General features: G+C 66.3%; 11 protein-coding genes and 1 tRNA gene. 6 read left to right on the forward strand and 6 right to left on the reverse strand.

Annotated features, from left to right (window positions below; genetic code table 11):
- The first annotated feature begins 69 nt into the window (after window positions 1–69).
- The 3 genes from MLE27_RS09370 (at window position 70) to MLE27_RS09380 (ending at window position 3030) form a co-directional block, all read left to right on the forward strand.
- The gene (locus MLE27_RS09370) at window positions 70–1143 is read left to right on the forward strand and encodes a glycosyltransferase (RefSeq protein ID WP_243311804.1); all 1074 of its coding nucleotides are present in this window, start codon (window positions 70–72) and stop codon (window positions 1141–1143) included.
- A 282-nt stretch (window positions 1144–1425) separates the two neighbouring features.
- The gene (locus MLE27_RS09375) at window positions 1426–1836 is read left to right on the forward strand and encodes a hypothetical protein (RefSeq protein ID WP_243311805.1); all 411 of its coding nucleotides are present in this window, start codon (window positions 1426–1428) and stop codon (window positions 1834–1836) included.
- A 21-nt stretch (window positions 1837–1857) separates the two neighbouring features.
- The gene (locus MLE27_RS09380; protein ID WP_243311806.1) at window positions 1858–3030 is read left to right on the forward strand and encodes a glycosyltransferase; all 1173 of its coding nucleotides are present in this window, start codon (window positions 1858–1860) and stop codon (window positions 3028–3030) included.
- 361 nt (window positions 3031–3391) lie between these two features.
- On the opposite strand, the gene MLE27_RS09385 is transcribed toward MLE27_RS09380, so the two are convergent.
- From MLE27_RS09385 to MLE27_RS09405, 5 genes are all read right to left on the reverse strand, one after another.
- Window positions 3392–4840: an oligosaccharide flippase family protein gene (locus tag MLE27_RS09385; protein WP_243311807.1), complete on the reverse strand. Its 1449-nt coding sequence runs from the start codon at window positions 4838–4840 to the stop codon at window positions 3392–3394.
- Window positions 4841–4898: 58 nt separating this feature from the next.
- Window positions 4899–6446, reverse strand: coding sequence for a radical SAM protein (locus tag MLE27_RS09390; RefSeq protein WP_243311808.1), 1548 nt, complete (start codon window positions 6444–6446; stop codon window positions 4899–4901).
- Between the two features lie 67 nt (window positions 6447–6513).
- Window positions 6514–7578, reverse strand: coding sequence for a glycosyltransferase family protein (locus tag MLE27_RS09395; protein WP_243311809.1), 1065 nt, complete (start codon window positions 7576–7578; stop codon window positions 6514–6516).
- Between the two features lie 25 nt (window positions 7579–7603).
- Entirely contained in the window at window positions 7604–9499 is a 1896-nt protein-coding gene (gene asnB, locus MLE27_RS09400) for an asparagine synthase (glutamine-hydrolyzing) (RefSeq protein ID WP_243311810.1), read from the reverse strand.
- 3 nt (window positions 9500–9502) lie between these two features.
- On the reverse strand, window positions 9503–10744 hold the full coding sequence (locus MLE27_RS09405) for a glycosyltransferase family 4 protein (RefSeq protein WP_243311811.1): 1242 nt from the start codon (window positions 10742–10744) through the stop codon (window positions 9503–9505).
- Between the two features lie 194 nt (window positions 10745–10938).
- On the opposite strand from MLE27_RS09405, the gene MLE27_RS09410 reads away from it, so the two are divergent.
- From MLE27_RS09410 to MLE27_RS09420, 3 genes are all read left to right on the forward strand, one after another.
- Window positions 10939–11910, forward strand: coding sequence for a chemotaxis protein (locus MLE27_RS09410; RefSeq protein WP_243311812.1), 972 nt, complete (start codon window positions 10939–10941; stop codon window positions 11908–11910).
- A 33-nt stretch (window positions 11911–11943) separates the two neighbouring features.
- On the forward strand, window positions 11944–12660 hold the full coding sequence (locus tag MLE27_RS09415) for a hypothetical protein (protein WP_243311813.1): 717 nt from the start codon (window positions 11944–11946) through the stop codon (window positions 12658–12660).
- An 18-nt stretch (window positions 12661–12678) separates the two neighbouring features.
- A tRNA-Ser gene (locus MLE27_RS09420) sits at window positions 12679–12768 on the forward strand.
- 277 nt (window positions 12769–13045) lie between these two features.
- Here the strand turns inward: MLE27_RS09420 and MLE27_RS09425 are convergent.
- Window positions 13046–16012 (reverse strand): PAS domain S-box protein, encoded by a 2967-nt coding sequence (locus MLE27_RS09425; protein ID WP_243311814.1) that lies wholly within the window; start codon window positions 16010–16012, stop codon window positions 13046–13048.
- Between the last annotated feature and the right edge of the window lie 10 nt (window positions 16013–16022).

Consider the following 16022-nt stretch of genomic DNA (forward strand, 5'->3'; position numbering starts at 1 on the left):
CCCGGCCCGGTTTCCGCCTTCTCCCAGTCCGCCCCCAGCTCGACCCCAGCTCGACCGAGGTTGCACCCCATGGCCCAGCCCAAACGCCTCGTCCTCCTCTTGCAGGATTTGCTCTTCGGCGGCACGCAGCGCCACGCCCTGGAGCTGGCCCGCCGCATCGACCGCACCCGCTTCGCCCCCGAATTCTGGATGATGAGCGCCGGGCGCGATTTCGAGGCCCAGGCCCGCGAGGCGGACATCACACTGGCCTGGGTTGACGATAAGCGTTCGATAAGCGCCGGAACAATTCTCAAGCTGCATCAGCATCTTAAGCGTGAGCAGCCGGACATCCTCATGCCGCTCACCGCCGTGCCCAACATCTGGGGGCGGGTGCTGGGCAGGCTCTCCGGCCTGCCCCTGGTGCTGGGCACCTGCCGGGGCGGGGGCAACATCACCCGCCAGCACGAGCGCTTCCTGGCCCGCTTCGCCCACCATCACATCACCAACACGCAGGCCCTCAAGAACGCCCTGCTGGCCCTGGGCCGCAGCGACGAGCAGGTGACCGTGATCCAGAACGGTGTGGACACCGATTTCTTCAGCCCCGACCCCGACGGCTTCGCCCCGGTGCGCAAGGTTGTGCTCTGCGTGGCCCGCTTCGTGGAAGACAAGGACCATCTGACCCTGCTCCAGGCCTTCGACAAGGCCTGGAAGGCCGTGCCCGAGGCCGAGCTGTGGCTGGTGGGGGATGGGCCGCTCAAGGGGCGCGTGGAGCACGCGGCGCGCAAGCTGGGCTGCGCGCGCAACATCCGGGTGTATCCGGGCGGGCCTGATTTGCGTCCTTTCTATCGGCAGGCCACGATACTGGCTCTGTCCTCCCTGCGGGAGGGGTTGCCCAACGTGGTGCTGGAGGGCATGGCCACCGGCCTGCCCATCGCGGCCACAAACGTGGGCGGCATCCCCGAAGTGGTGGAGCAGGGCCGCACCGGCCTGCTCAGCCCCGCGCGCGACGCCGACGCCCTGGGGGCCAATCTCGCGGCGCTGCTCTCGGACGAGGAACGCCGCGCGTCCATGGGCTCGCAGGCCCGGGCCGCGGCCCTGGAGACCTACTCCATGGAGGCCATGGTCAGGCGGCACGAGGAGCTGCTCACGCGCCTCGCCGGATGAGCAGCGAGTGATTATATGGGATTCCAAAGGGAGGAACTCCCTTTGGCCGCCGGAGGCTCTCTTGATGCCTGATCGCGCCGGAGAACGTAGAGCGCCTCCGGCGGCCCAAGAGGGCTCCGCCCTCTCGGGACTCTCCCGCCAAAGGGCCTTCGGCCCTCTGGACTCCCATGCCGCTTCGCGCCTGTCCGGCGGGGATTGTGGGCTGGGGCAGCGATATGCGGGCTGTTCAATCCAGTTGCGAACGTTTATAAGGCGCGGGCGAAGCCCCCGCTGGAGTATGATATGAAGCCTATAACGACGGCCTGCGCCGTTCTGCTGGCCCTCGCCCTGGCCCTGCCCGCCGCCGCCTCGGCGGACATGACCGGGCTGTGGGAGGCCGACTTCATGGGCAACCGCGTGGAGTGCCACCTGGAGCAGCGCGGCAATTTCCTCTACGGCGTTGCCTACGTGTTCACCCGCAGCGGCGATCGCAACACCTACCACCTGGCGGGCATGGTGGACCACGGCCGCATCCGCGCGCAGCACGGCAGCGGCAACTATTTCGAGGGCGCGCTTCAGAACGCGGACACGGCCGCGGGCACGTTCTACTTCAAGGACGGCCCCTCGGTGCCCATGCAGGCCAAGCGCACCGCCAAAGGCCGCACAGCCCCCGGCGGGCTGGAGTGGCCGGCGGGATTCCCCCCCGCCAACTGATTTTTCAAGGAACCATACGCAGTGAAAACCCTTTTCGTTCTCTCGGCCCTGGCCGAAATCGCAGTCCTTTTCGCGCTCTATTTCGCGGGCCGCAAACACGTGCTGAGCGGCATGCGCCTCCAGCCGCCCCTGGACAGGCCCCCGGCCAAGCCCCTGCGCGCCGCCATGATCGTGCCCGTCACCGGGGATACGCCCACGGTGCGAAACGGCCTGGCCAGCCTGCTCAAACAGGAATACCCCGGCATCCGCTACGTCATCGTCACCCGCGACGAGGAAGACCCGGCCACGGACATGGTCCGCGCGCTCATCGAGGGCCGCGAGGACGCCGTGCTGCTCACCAGCGGTCCCGCCACCACCAGCGGCCAGAAGAACCACAACCTGCTGGCCGGTGTGCGCCACCTGGGCGACTGGCCCGAGGCCTACATCTTCTGCGACTCCTCGCACCTGGCCAAGCCCGACCTGGCCGCGCTGCTGCTGGAGCCGCTGGCCAATGAATGGGCCGTGATCTCCGGCGGGTTCCATCGCGTCATCCCGCGCGACACGGTCATCCCCACCCTGGGCATGCTCAACGTCTGCCTGGCCCTGCACTGCCTGCAGCCCATCCGGGCCATCACCCAGCCCTGGGGCGGGGCCATGGCCATCACCCGCGAGGCCTTCGAGGAAAACGGCGTGGCCAAGGTCTGGGCGCACAACATCGTGGACGACTTCTCCATGGGCCCCCTGCTGGCCAAGAAGCGCATCCGCACCTGGCCCGTGGCCGACGCCTGCCTGGACACCCCGCTCAAGGCCGTGAAGTGGAAGCTCTGGGAGGACTGGCTCACCCGCCAGCTGCTCTACCTCAAGTTCTGCACCCCGGAGATGTGGCTCGGAGCGCTGGCGGTGGTCTGGCTGTTCCTGTTCCCGCCGCTGGCCGCGCTGGGCGGCGTGCTGGGCGCGCTGCTGGGCTGCGCCGGGTGGTGGTGGCTGGGCGCGGCCCTGGCCTACGCTGGCGGGTTCACCGCTGTGGGCATGGCCTTCAGGAACTTCAGCCCGCGCCCCATGCCCCTCTGGCACTGGATGCTGGGATTCTTCACGACCTTCCTGGTGACCTCCTGGTGCTACCTGCGCACCTGGACCACGTTCACCATGTCCTGGCGGGGGATATCCTACAAAGTGACCTGGGGCGGGCGCGTGGTGAAGGTGCTCAGGAGCTGAGCGGACGGGCGCTCGACGCTACGATGCGATGAAGGCCGGTGCGGGATGTTCCCGCACCGGCTTTTTTCTGTTCGGTCGGGGGAGGTGTTTGAAGACGCGGGGCGCTGCCCCGCACCCCGCCAGGGGGCGTGGCCCCCTGGACCCGCAAATGGGACAGGATCGCCCTCCCTACGTGCGTATGGGGCCGCCTGTGTCAGTGGTGATGAAACACTCGCAGCCTGTCTGCCCAGTGGGGGGCAGGCTGTCGGGATAATTGCCGCCGGACGGCGCGAAGCTATTGGGGGTGCAGGGGAGTCACTCCCCTGCCGGTGGGGTTTGGGGAGGCGGAGCATCCCCAAGAAATATCGTCTAACAGGTCTCTTCAACCCTTCTGCAACTGCCCCCGCATCTCCTTCCACCACTTCCAGCCCAGCACGACAAACGGCGCAATCGCCGCGCCTTCGGCCAGTTCCCTGATCCCCAGGGGGCGCAGGGCGAAATAGAGCGCCGCGCCGATGGCCGTGGTCAAGGCCACGGGCGCCACGGCCCGCCATTTGATGAGCTGCATGGTGCGCTGGCAGTAGAGCGTCGTGCAGGCCCCCACCACTCCCTTGGTGATGACGATGGCCAGCCCGGCGCCAAGCAGCGGGTTGTGCGGGATGAGCAGCGCGCACAGGGCCACGTTCAGGGCCAGCCCGGCCCCGTAGATCCAGAACAGGGCGTTCTGGCGGTGCTGGCTCATCATCAGGTAGGCGGCGAGGTTGTGGATGAAGCTGAACATCACCGAGGGCACCAGCCACTTCTGCAGCCACATGGCCTGGGTGTAGCTCTGGCCGTAGATCAGGCCGATGATCCTGTCGGACTCGATGAACAGGAAGAACATCACCGGCACGGAGGCCCCCAGCAGCCACTTGACCGAGTTGTCCTTGAGGCGGTCGAATTCGTCCTTGTTGTGCCGCCAGAGCCCAACGAACAGCGGGAAGAGCACGCTTTTCATCAAGAGGCTTGAGATGGGGATCTGGATGGCGTCCACCACCTCCCAGGTGGCGGAGTACTGGGCCACGAAGTTGGGGCCTGCCACGCGCTGCAGGAAGAAGAGGTTGGCCTTGTTGTAGAGGATGGAGAACAGGGCCATGAACACGAACACCAGCCCGCCCTTGGCCGTGGCCCAGGTGCGGGCCAGGGCCTTGCCCTTGAGGGTCAGGCTCTGGATGTCGGTCTTGTTGATGGCGATCCAGGCGCCGCCCACCAGGTTGATGCCGTTCTCGATGATCTTGAACAGGGCGATCCAGTGGGGCTGGAACCCAAGGGCCAGGGTGCCCAAAGCCCAGCCGTAGCCGCAGACCGCGCCCACGGTGCGGATGCGGGCCTCCAGATCCTGCCGGCCCTGCACGCGGCAGGCCACGAAGAAGGTGCTGGCCAGGGCCTCCAGGCCCACGCCCGCCGTGATGACCTGGATGAGGTTGGTCAGGCCGCCGGTGTAGCGCTGCTGCATGACGAAGGCCGTGACGCCCAGCCACCCGAGGACCAGGATAGTGGCTTTGATGAGCGTGTACTGCACCAGGATGTCGCCCTTGTGCCCGAACTTCTTGGAGAGCGAGGAGACAAGGGGCTGGTTCAGGCCGAACTCGCCAAGGAAGAGCACGATGACGGCCGTGTTGAAGGCCAGCTGGAACTCGCCGTAGTGGCTCTGGTTCACGCGGGCCAGGTAGATGAAGAAGGCGGTGTGCAGCAGGTCGCGGATGGTCTGGGCGGAGGCCAGATGCAGGAATTTTCCCAATATGCCGTGGGATTTGACGCCGGTAGTCGACGATGCGGGCGGACGGCTCATGCGGTTGGCGTCTTATGGGGATGGAGAGGGGCGGGCCGGTCGGCCCGCCCCTGCGGCATCACTTGGATTTTTTGGCCTTGGAGGCCTTGGATTTCTTCGCTGCTGATTCAGCTTTGGGCTTTGCCTTGGGGTTGGCCGCCGGAGCGGGCTTCGCGGCGGGCGCTGCAACGGGTTCTGACACGGCGGGCAGCGGCGTCTCGTGCACCACGGGCAGGGGCATCTGCTTCACCTGGGGCAGGGCCTCCTCCTTGGGGGTGGGCAGATGCTCCTCGGCCACGGCCGGGGCCGGCGCGGCCTTGGGTGCCTCGGCCTCGGCCGCTTCGGGCTGGGTGTCGCCCTCGGGGGCCTGCTCCTGGGCGGGGGCGGCCTGGGCCGCGCCGCCGCAGCATCCGCCGCGAGGCGTGCAGGAGATGAACCCGCCGAACTTCTCCAATTCGTCCACGCGGCAGCTCCAGACCATCTTGCCCTTGTAGTGGATGGCGTCCGGGCAGCCGTCGCACATGTTCTGGCGGCCGTCGTCGAAGACGTCGCAGGGCTGGATGATCATGATGGACTGGATGTGCAGGCAGTCGGCCCACTTGGAGGGGGCCTTGAGCCAGCGCCCGAAGATCTTGCGGATGGACTTGTCGAACAGCGCCAGGGGGAACATGGCCTGGGCCGTGTTGGTCAGCCAGGGGCGCCCGTAGGCCAGGTAGGTGCCGAAGAACAGGTGGTGGAAGCTCTGGACGAGCTCCGCGAACTTGGGGGAGAGGTGCCCCAGGATGCGGTTCTTGTCGCCAACGCGCAGGGTGAGCAGCCACTTCATGGACTGCGGGTCCTCGGTGCCGTTCAGGTAGGCGCAGGGCTCGAATTCGGGGCAGATTTCGCGGATCTTGTCCGCCACTTCCTGGGCCACGATGTCCTTGTGGGTCTCCATGTGGTCCAGCTGGTAGACCAGCTCGGTGGGCTTCACCTCGCGCCCGCCCACGTGCACGTCGAAGTTCCACTGGGTTCTGGCGGAGCGGAACAGGATGTAGACCATGGTCTGCACCAGGTCCATGTGCTCCTGGGCCCAGTTGGTGAGCATGGGGATGTCGTCCAGGGTGTCGCGGTAGATGGTGGCGTTGAAGGCGCAGGCCACCTTGCCGCCGCTGTGCTCCTTGATCATCCTGGCCAGCTTCAGGCGCAGCTCGCATAGTTCCGCCTCGGTCTTGCCGATCCAGCCGGGACGCTTCTGGTGGGAGTCCACGTGCATGGTGAAGCCCACCAGCCCGGCCTTGGTCAGGTCGCGCACCAGGGCGGGCGTCAGGGCCTGGCCGTTGGAGTTGATGATGGGCTTCCAGCCCTGTGCGGCCACGTAGCGCACCAACTCAACGATGTCGGGGTAGATCAGGGGCTCGCCGCCCGCGATGGAGATGCCGTCCGTGCGGCGCAGCGCGCGGACCTGCTCAAGGTCGCGGATGACGTCGGCCAGGGGCTTGTGCCCCTCCGGGTCGTTCTCGCGGTAGCAGCCCTCGCAATAGAGGTTGCACTTGGTGGTGGGCTCCAGCCAGGTGATGGCGTTGTCGGCCAGGTTCCAGGGGAGACGGTAATAGCTTCCGGGAGTCAGGGGGCGTTTCGCATTCATGGCGTATCCGTAATCGCTTAGGTGACTGTCCTATTTTTTACACATCCTGCCCGAACTAGCGCAATCGTCAATCCTTGGCAACGGCGGGGAGGCGCTTCCCGCCTATGTAGCTTTCCACGAGCCCGAAGGCGTACTCGTTGCCCCTGAAGTCCACGGCCGCGACGCGCTCCCGGCAGCGCTCCACCTGGCCCTCGAAGCCGGAGACGGCGGCCTCGTCCAGGTGGTGCATGTCCAGGTGCAGGCCGTAGCCGAGCTTCTGCAGGTAATGGGCGTTGAGCCACTGCTCGAACGCGCCCTTGACCGGCAGGGAAATGATGGGCTTGCCGTAGTAGAGGGCCTCGCTCATGAGCGTGTGCCCGCCGCCGCAGATCACGTATGCGGCGGAGGCCATGTCCTTGAGCAGGCCGTCTTCGCTGAAGGTCTTGAAGGTCAGGGGGCCGTCCACCTCGTCGCGGTGGTAGCCGTAGACGATCACGGGGCGGCCCAGGGTCTTGAGCAGGGGCACGAAGCGGTCGCAGATGGAGCAGCTCTGGTAGACCAGCACGTGTTCGCCGATGCTCGGCGCGTGCTCGAAGACCTTCTCCCGGTGGATGGGCGGCGAGATGGCCCGGTGCGGCCCGGGCTTCAGCGGGGGCTGATAGAAGGAGATCACCAGGTGGTCCGTGGAGTTGGAGAAGAGGTTGTCCACGGAGAAGGACGTGGAGCGCAGGTCCCACCAGACGGAGCGGGGCAGGTGGTGCTGGCAGAGCGTGATGACGTGCTGGTGGTCGATGGAGAGGCAGCGGATGCCCGCGCGCTTGGCCGCGATGGGCACGAAGTATTCGTAGTCGGAGATGCAGGCGTCGGGCTTGAAGCTTTCGATCACGCGGCCCAGGCGTTTCAGCTCGCTTTCGCGCCGCGCCAGGGTCTTCACGCCGAGCTTCATGGTCTCCCAGAGGTCCAGGGAGTAGTTCTTGTAGCGGGTGCCGGGGTTGAGCGCGGTCTCCACGCGGTAGTCGCGCCGCAGGATGCCGGCGGCCTCCTCGCTGGTGACGAAGAGGAACTCGTGCTGGGGGAAGCGCCGGGCCAGGGTCAGGGCGCGGATGGCGTGCCCGTGCTGGGAGCCGTGAACGCCGTAGAGGATGCGTGCCATGTTCGGTCCGTTCCCTGGGCGCGGCCTAGCCGATGCTCGGGTTGTTGTGCTTGAGCCAGAGCTGGAGCACCAGCAGGGTCCACAGCTCCTTGCGGCGGTCGGCGCGGCCCGTGGCGTGCTCCTCCACCAGGGCGCGCACGGCCTTTGGCTCGAACAGGCCCTGGGCGCGCAGGTGCGCCTCGCCCAGCAGCTCGTCCACCAGGGGGCGGAGCCTGCCGCGCAGCCACTTGGCCACCGGGATCAGGAAGCCGCGCTTGTTGCGCGTGAGGATCTCCCTGGGGAGCACGTCCGCCAGGGCCTTCTTCAGGATGTATTTGCGCTTGAGCCCCCGTAGCTTGAAATCGAAGGGCAGCCTGCAGGCGAACTCGGCCACGCCGCGATCCAGGAAGGGGGCGCGGGCCTCCAGGGAATGCATCATGGTGCAGCGGTCCACCTTGACCAGGATGTAGTCCAGTAGGAACTGCCTGGCGTAGGTGTGCGCGGCCTTGTCCATGACGGAGCCGGGTGCGCGCTCGAAGATGCGCCTGGTGGAGTCGTAGAGGTTCTCGCCCTTGAGCGCGCCCATGCCCTGGTCCAGCCAGAGGGCGCGCTGCTGCGCGGGGTGCAGGGCCGTGAGCCAGGTCTGTATGCGCAGCCACTCGGGCTTCGTGGCCCCGGCCAAAAAGGTTGCCGCTCCCAGGCGCAGGTTCACGTAGCCCTCGGAGGCGGGCAGCACGGCGCACAGCGGCTCCACCACGCCCCGGCGCAGGAAGCCGGGCAGGGCGTTGTACCAGCGCGAGGCCTTGAGCCCGATGAAGTGCTCGTAGCCTGAGAAAAGTTCGTCCGCGCCGTCGCCGCCCAGGGCCACGGTGACCTTCTCCCGCGTGATCTTGGAGAGCAGGTAGGTGGGCGCGATGGAAGGGTCGGCCATGGGCTCGTCGAAACGGGTGACGATCTCGGGCAGCAGGTCGGCGCAGTCCTCGGCGGCCAGGATGCGCTCGTGGTGGTCCGTCTCCCAGCGTTTGGCCACCACGCGCGCATAGGAGGACTCGTCGTAGCTGGCCTCCTTGAAGCCGATGGAGAAGGTCTTGATGCGCGGGGCCAGCTGGGCCATGAGCCCGGCCACGATGGAGGAGTCGATGCCGCCGGAGAGGAACACGCCCAGGGGCACGTCCGAGACGAGCCTGCGCTTCACGGCCAGGGTCAGGCGCTCGCGCAGCTCTTCGCAGAGCTCCTCCTCGGTGGCGTGGGTGGGTTCGGGGCCGGGCAGGTGCCAGTAGGGCTCCACCACCACCTGCGCGTCGTGCAGCAGCAGGAAGTGCGAGGGCGGCAGCTTGCGCACCTCGCGGTAGATGCTCTCCGGCGTGGGCACGTATTCGTAGGCCAGGAAGCGGGCCAGGGTCTCGGAGGCCACGGTCAGCTTCAGGCCCGGGTACTGCGCCAGGGCGGTGAGCTCCGAGGCGAAGGCGAACACGCCGTTCTGCACGGTGTAGAAGAAGGGCTTCTTGCCGAAGCGGTCGCGGGCGCAGAACAGGGTGCGGGTGGAGTCGTCCCAGAGGGCGAAGGCGAACATGCCCTCGAAGCGGTCCAGGCAGTCGGGGCCCCACTCCAGCCAGCCCGCCAGGATGATCTCCGTGTCGGAGCTGGTGCGGAAGCCGTGGCCCCTGGATTCTAGCTCGGCCTTGATCTCGCGGTAGTTGTAGATCTCGCCGTTGAAGGTCACGGCGCAGCGGCCCGAGTGGTGCTCCATGGGCTGGCCGCCGCTGGAGAGGTCGATGATGGAGAGCCTGCGGTGGCCCAGGGCCGCCGGGCCGCGCAGCATGTGCCCCCAGCCGTCCGGGCCGCGGTGGGCCATGCGCGAGGTCATGCCCTCCAGCACCTGGGTGGCGTCCTGGGGCAGGGGCTCGCCGCCCGTGAGAACGAAACCGGCTATGCCGCACATGCGCTAGGGTTTCTCCGTGTCCTGGGGGGTGAGGTGCCGGGCGAAAAGCTCGAAGAGCGCTTTGGCGTTGGCCTGCGGGTCGAACATGGTCTTCACCAGTTCGCGCCCTTTCGCCGCCATCTCGACGGCGCGGCCCCTGTCGGAGGCCATCCGGCGCACGGCGGCGGCCAGGGCGGCCGGGTCGCGCTGGGGCACGATCAGGCCGGTCTCGCCGTCGCGGATCACCTCGGGGATGCCGCAGACGTCCGTGGCCACCACGGGCATGCGGTAGGCCAGGGCCTCCATGATGACGTTGGGGATGCCGTCGCGGTCTCCGCTGGAGTGCACGACGCTCGGCACCAGGAACACGTCGTGGGTCTTGAAAAGGTAGGCCAGCTGGTCGTGCGGCAGGAAGCCGGGCATGTCCACGCAGTCCTTGAGGCCCAGCAACAGGCGCAGGGCGCGCAGGATGGGGCCCTGGAAGCCCGCGCCCACCAGGGTCAGCTTGAAGCGCACCCCCTGCTTCTTGAGCAGGGCGCAGGCCTTGAGCAGCACGTCGAAGCCCTTGGTGCGGGCGAAGCGGCCCACGGCCAGCAGCTTGAGCGGCTCGGCCATGGCGGCGTCGCAGTCGCCGTTCTCGCGCAGGGTCAGGCTGTTGTAGACCAGGTTGACCTTGTGCTCCTGCCCGGGCGCGAAGGAGCCCAGGTAGCCCACGTTGGCCAGGTTGTTGGCGCGCACGAAGGCGCTGTCGCGGATCTTTTCGGCCAGGGCGCCGTCGGGGGGGTAGATGTCCCCCGCGCGGCCGGCCATGGAGAAAGGAATCCCGGTCAGGCGCGAGGCCACCCAGGCCGCCGTGGCCGGGCCGTTGGCCCAGGGGGAGTGGATGTGCCCCACCTGGTCGCGCTCCAGCAGGCGCGCCAGCCTGAACCCGGCGAGAAAGGCCCACCAGGCCTCGCCCTTGACCTCCAGGCAGCTCCACTTGCGGTTCAGCACCTCTTTGGCCAGGGCCTTGAAGCATCCGGGGATGCGCCTGTTCCAGTAGAGGATGTCGCGCACCATCAGCGGCAGGGCCTTGAGGCCCATGCGCCGCACCCCGTAGGAGGCGTCCAGCATCTCGGGAGAGAGGTTGGAGAGCTTCTTGCCGTACAGGCTGTAGACGAGCACGTGCAGACCCTGCTGACGCAGGGACTTGACTTCGCGGAAGATGAAGGTTTCCGATGAGAGAGGAAACCAGAGCAGTACGTATGCGGTAGTGGGCAGATTCAAAAGTGGTCCCCAATGGCGGATCGGTCCATGATCCCTTGCTGGGGTGTAATCCAGCACGGGCCGTGTGTAAAGTGTGCAGGTCCGGAAGAAAGGCTTGACAAGCGAAGGTTTGTAACACATCCGGTATGTGGCTTGAACTGAAGCGGTTTATGCCCGTGTGACTTCATTTCGCACCACATTTTCCAGGGCAGGACATGAGCCAGACCAACATCCTCCTCGAATCCGGCACCAACGAGCTTGAGATCGTCGAGTTCTATATCGACGAAACGGGCGAAGACGGCGCGACCTACCGCAGCCATTTCGGCGTGAACGTGGCCAAGGTGCTGGAGATCATCCGCAAGCCCAAGGTCACCAAGCTGCCGAGCACCCCCCACCCCTCCGTGGAGGGCACCTTCAACCTGCGCTCGCGCATCATACCGCTCATCGACCTGTCGGTCTGGCTGGGCAAGGTCATGGTGGAGACGGACAACGCCAAGGTCATCGTCTCGGAGTTCAACAACATCACCAACGCCTTCCTGGTCTCGGGCGTCACGCGCATCCACCGCCTGAGCTGGGAGCAGGTGGAGCCGCCCAGCGGCTACGTGGCCAGCTTTTCTTCCAACAGCTTCACCGGCGTCATCAAATTCGAGGACCGCATCGTGCTTCTGCTGGACATGGAAAAGATCATCTGGGACCTCAACCCCAGCCTGGCCATGCGCGAAGACCCCGATGCGGACGCCCGCGTGGAGGCGACGGAGGATTTCCATTACCGCGCCCTGGTGGTGGACGACTCCACCTCCATCCGCAAGCTCATCGCCGGCACCCTGGCGCGCGACGGCTACGAGGTGGAGCAGGACATCAACGGGCAGAAGGCCTGGGAGCGCCTGCTCGCCATCAAGCAGATGGCCTCCGAGCGCGGCGTGGACATCCTGGACGCGGTGAACCTGGTGGTCACCGACATCGAGATGCCGGCCATGGACGGACACAACCTCTGCAAGCGCATCAAGGACGACCCCGTGCTGCGCGACATCCCCGTGATCCTGTTCTCCTCGCTCATCAACGACAAGCTCTACCACAAGGGCCAGTCCGTGGGCGCGGACGACCAGGTGACCAAACCCGAGATCACCACCCTGACCGTGCGGGCCAAGAAGCTCATCGAGCAGAAGGGCAAGCGCCTGGGCATTTAGGCGCTTAAGCCCGGCCCGAGCCGGAGAGGACCCATGAGCATTCGGGTGTTGCTTGTCTGCGAGGAGGGGCCCGCCAGGCGGGCCTATCTGCTCGCCCTCGAAGGGCCGGACCTGCGGGTGGACGTGGCGGACTCGCCGCGCAGCGTGAAGGAGCGCATCCAGACCGTTGCCTACCAGGGCGTCGTGGTGGACATGCACACCCTGATGCGCGACCGGACCTACGACAAGCGCGAGCTCTTCCGCCTGGAGGAGCGGTTCCCCGTGGTCCGCGTGCGCCTTGACCCGGCCACCGGCGAGATCGCGGGGGTCTCCTGCGGGGAGGCCATACGCGGCAAGGCGGGCCTGCGGGAGTTCATCGTGAGCCAGTGCGGCTGCGCGAGGTCCGCGGCGGCCCATCTGGCGGAGGGTGTGCCCCTCAATCTGGCCGTGATGATCTGCCCCGCAAGATCAAGCCTGGAAGAGAAGTGCGGCAAGTCCGTTACGCTGCGCATGGCCTTGGCCGGGTGCTCGGTGTTCGCGCCCGCGCCGCCCGAGGAAGGCGCGCTGCTCTGGCTCATATTCCCCGACCTCAGCGACCGCACGCCCATACCGTCCCGGGTGGTCTGGCGGGTGCCCTGGGGCGGCAAGCGCGCCGCGCCGGGCATGGGGCTCACCTTCACCTCGCTCACGCAGGCGCAGTTGCGCGAGTTCCTGGATATGGGGCTCACCGGCCCGCAGCCTCCCCTTGCCCCGGACCTCCAGGACGTGTAGACACTTGGCCCACGGCGCGGAGGGATGGCCGAGCGGTTTAAGGCGGTGGTCTTGAAAACCATTGAGGGGGAGACCCCTCCGGGGGTTCGAATCCCTCTCCCTCCGCCATATCGGCGCCTATCGAGCCTTCTCCCGTTTTTTGCCGCTCCCGCGGTGTCTTCTTCTTCCGACGATTTCCTCATTCTTACGTTGCCTTCCCGAACGCCGTATTTCGTGAACAAGGCCGCCATCGGCTGAGTCGCGCTGGCGACCATGCTCCTCAGTCCGGCGGTCAGGCGGTTCAACCGGGCCAAAGGAGGTGCGGGAGAATCCTTTTCGGGTGACGCTGGGGCAAACCAGCAGAGTTCACATCCCAACGGCATCGAATCCCAAGAGAAGCAGCACCCTACTCGGAGCCCTCTTCCCCTGGCGCGTCCTCCCGCCCCGCACGGGCCCGGCTCTCCTCCATCGTGTTGGCGATGAGTTCCTTGAGGGCCGCGATGTCCATCGGCTTTGAGATGTAGCCGTTCATGCCGACCGCCAGAAAGGATTCCCTGTCGCCGTTCATGGCGTAGGCGGTCAGGGCGATGATGGGAATTTCCCTGACCGCCTCGAAGCGTTCCTGGAAGCGGATGGCGCGGGTGGCTTCGATCCCGTCCATTTCCGGCATCTGGATGTCCATGAGGATCAGGTCGAACGGCTCCCGCTCGAGCAGTTGCAACGCCTCCAGCCCGTTCTGGGCCACGCTCACCCTGTGCCCGGCATTTTCGAGGAGCTTCTTGGTGGAAAGCCTCGTGACGGTGTCATCCTCGGCGAAGAGGATGTTCAGCACAGTCTCGTCACCTGCGCGGGTTTTCGGGCGGGGGAGCGCGGCGGTCATGGTGGGCATTCTGAGCGGAAGCGAGATGCAGAAGGCTGACCCTTCCCCGAGGGTGCTTTCCACCGCGAGGTTGCCCCCGAGCAGCTTCACCAGCTTGGCGACGATCGTCAGGCCCAGGCCGGCTCCCTGGAAGCGCCTGGCGTATTTGGTCTCACCCTGGACGAAGGGCTGGAATATGGCCTCCACCTGCTCGTCGGAGATGCCCTCGCCCGTGTCGCTTACCGTGATGAGCACCCGGTATGGAATGCTGTCCCAGGAGGAGGACAGCGGCGAAATGTCCACCCGGATATCCCCCCGGGTTGTGAACTTGACCGCGTTGCCCACCAGGTTGAAGAGTATCTGCCTGAGCCTGACCTCGTCGCCCACGACCACCCCCGGAAGGCGTTCGTCCAGGTCGAATTGAAGCCGCAACTCCTTCTGCCCCACCGTGAAGGCGAACAGGTCCAGCACGGCCTCCTTGAGGTTCGCCAGTTCGAAGCGCTCCTCATGCAGGATCAGCTTGTCCGCCTCCACGCGGGCCAGGTCGAGAATGTCGGTGAGCAGCGTGGCGAGCCGCTTGGATGAGCGCAGGGCCGTGTGCACGAAGTCGTGCTGCTCCTCGTCGAGAGTTGTCGTCTGCAGCAGCTGGAGCATGCCCTGGATGCCGTTGAGCGGGGTGCGGATCTCATGGCTCATGTTGGCCAAAAAGCCGGACTTGGCCCTGTTGGCGGTCTCGGCCTTTTCCCTGGCCGCGGTCAGCTCGATCTCGGCTCTCTTGCGCTCGTCTATGTCCTGGATCGTGCCGATGAGTGAGGTCTGGCCTTCTTCGTCCATGCGGCTCACGGCGCGCAGGTGCGCCCACTTCCTCCTGCCGGTTCCGGTGAGGATCTCGCATTCGAGTCCTGCGGACGCATTCTCCCGCATGGCCGTGAGCAGCAGTTCCTTGACCTTCGGCAAATACTCGGGGGCGTAGAACTGCATCCCCTCACGGAGGGAGGGCTTGTATGATGTCGGAATCTCGAAGATGCGGTTCACCTCGTCCGTCAAGTAGAGGGAATCGGTGTCGAGGTTGGCCTTCCAGCTGCCGATCTGGCCGATGCGCTGCGTTTCGATGAGGAACACCTCCCTTTCCCGGAGCTCCTGCTCGATCAGCTTGCGCTCGGTTATGTCGCGGTTGCAGCCACGCCTGCCGAGGAACTCCCCCCCGGCGCCGAATATGGGTTTGCACGTGTGAGCGATCCAGACCACCCTGCCGGATTTGGTGACGATTCTGAATTCGAGCGTCCGGTGTTCGGGTTCGGCCAGGTTGATCTCCCGGATGTGTTCCGCCCAGATGGCCCGGTCGTCCGGGTGGATGAGCTCCATGAACTTCTCGTCGCCCCCGCCCATGAACTCCTCCGAAGCAAGGCCGGAGGTCAGCCGGCAGGAAGGGGAGACCCAGAGCATCCTGCCGTCGGGGCCGCGCCAGTATTCCCAGTCGTAGGTGTTGTCCGCGATGATGCGCAGGTGCTCCCTCTGGGCCTCCAGGGCCTTTTCCGCGGCGTGGCGCTCGCTCACGTCCCTGGCCACCCCGAGGACGCGGCGTTCGCCGTCCTGCTCGAAGATGACGCCCATTATCTCCACGGGGTAGCAGCTGTTGTCGGCCCTGCGGTGCTTGGATTCAAAGCTTATCCTGGTGTTCACAGGCAGGGATTCGATCTTCTCCCAGCTCTGCGGGGATTCGTTGCAGTCGACGTCGAACACGCTCATCCGCAGCAGCTCCTCACGGGAGCGGCCCGTCTGGCGTTCGGCCTCCTGGTTGACCTCCAGGAGCTTGCCGCTGCCGTCGGCCAGGTAGATGGCGTCGCCCGCGTTCTGGAACAGCCTGCCGAGCTGGTCCGCATGCTGCTGTTCCAGGCGCTGCAACCGCTCGAAGAACATGATGACGATGCCGATGGCCACGGTGAGGGCGAGTATCGCCCCGGCGAGGAATCCCCAGGGGGCGATCCAGGTCACATGGCGCAGGAAGGGGTAATCAAGCTGGTGCACCCCCCAGACGATGAGCGAGAAACCGGCCAACCTGCTGCCAAGCCCGCTCCGGCCCGACTTGTGCCGCCAGAGGGTGAGTCCGGCCAGGATGAACATGCCCCCGAGCAGGGCGTATGTGGGGGTGTAGAGCATGGGCCGGGGCACATCCAGGGCGATGGCGGCCGGTATCCAGCAATAGGCCGCGAGCAAGGCGGCGACCAGCATGCGGGGGAACCGGCCCTTGGTGAACCAGGTGGCGCCCAGAACCAGCAGCGTGGCCGTGGAGAGCACGCAGAACTGCTCGGCCCCGAGCAGGAGCCGGCTCGCTCCGCCCATGCTCGTGGAGGCCAGCAGGAATATGTTGCGCAACACGTGGAAGCCGAAGGCGCCGCCCCAGGCCAGCAGGTAGGCGTGGCGGTAGGTCGAATAGAGATAGCAAAAGGCCAGGGAGAGAATGCCCGATGTGGCAAGGACGGATATGAGTGCGACAGGCAGCCAGGTGTCCATGTGTTCCTTG

Origin of the sequence: Fundidesulfovibrio agrisoli (genome assembly GCF_022808715.1) — a bacterium.
Taxonomy (GTDB): Bacteria; Desulfobacterota; Desulfovibrionia; order Desulfovibrionales; family Desulfovibrionaceae; genus Fundidesulfovibrio; species Fundidesulfovibrio agrisoli.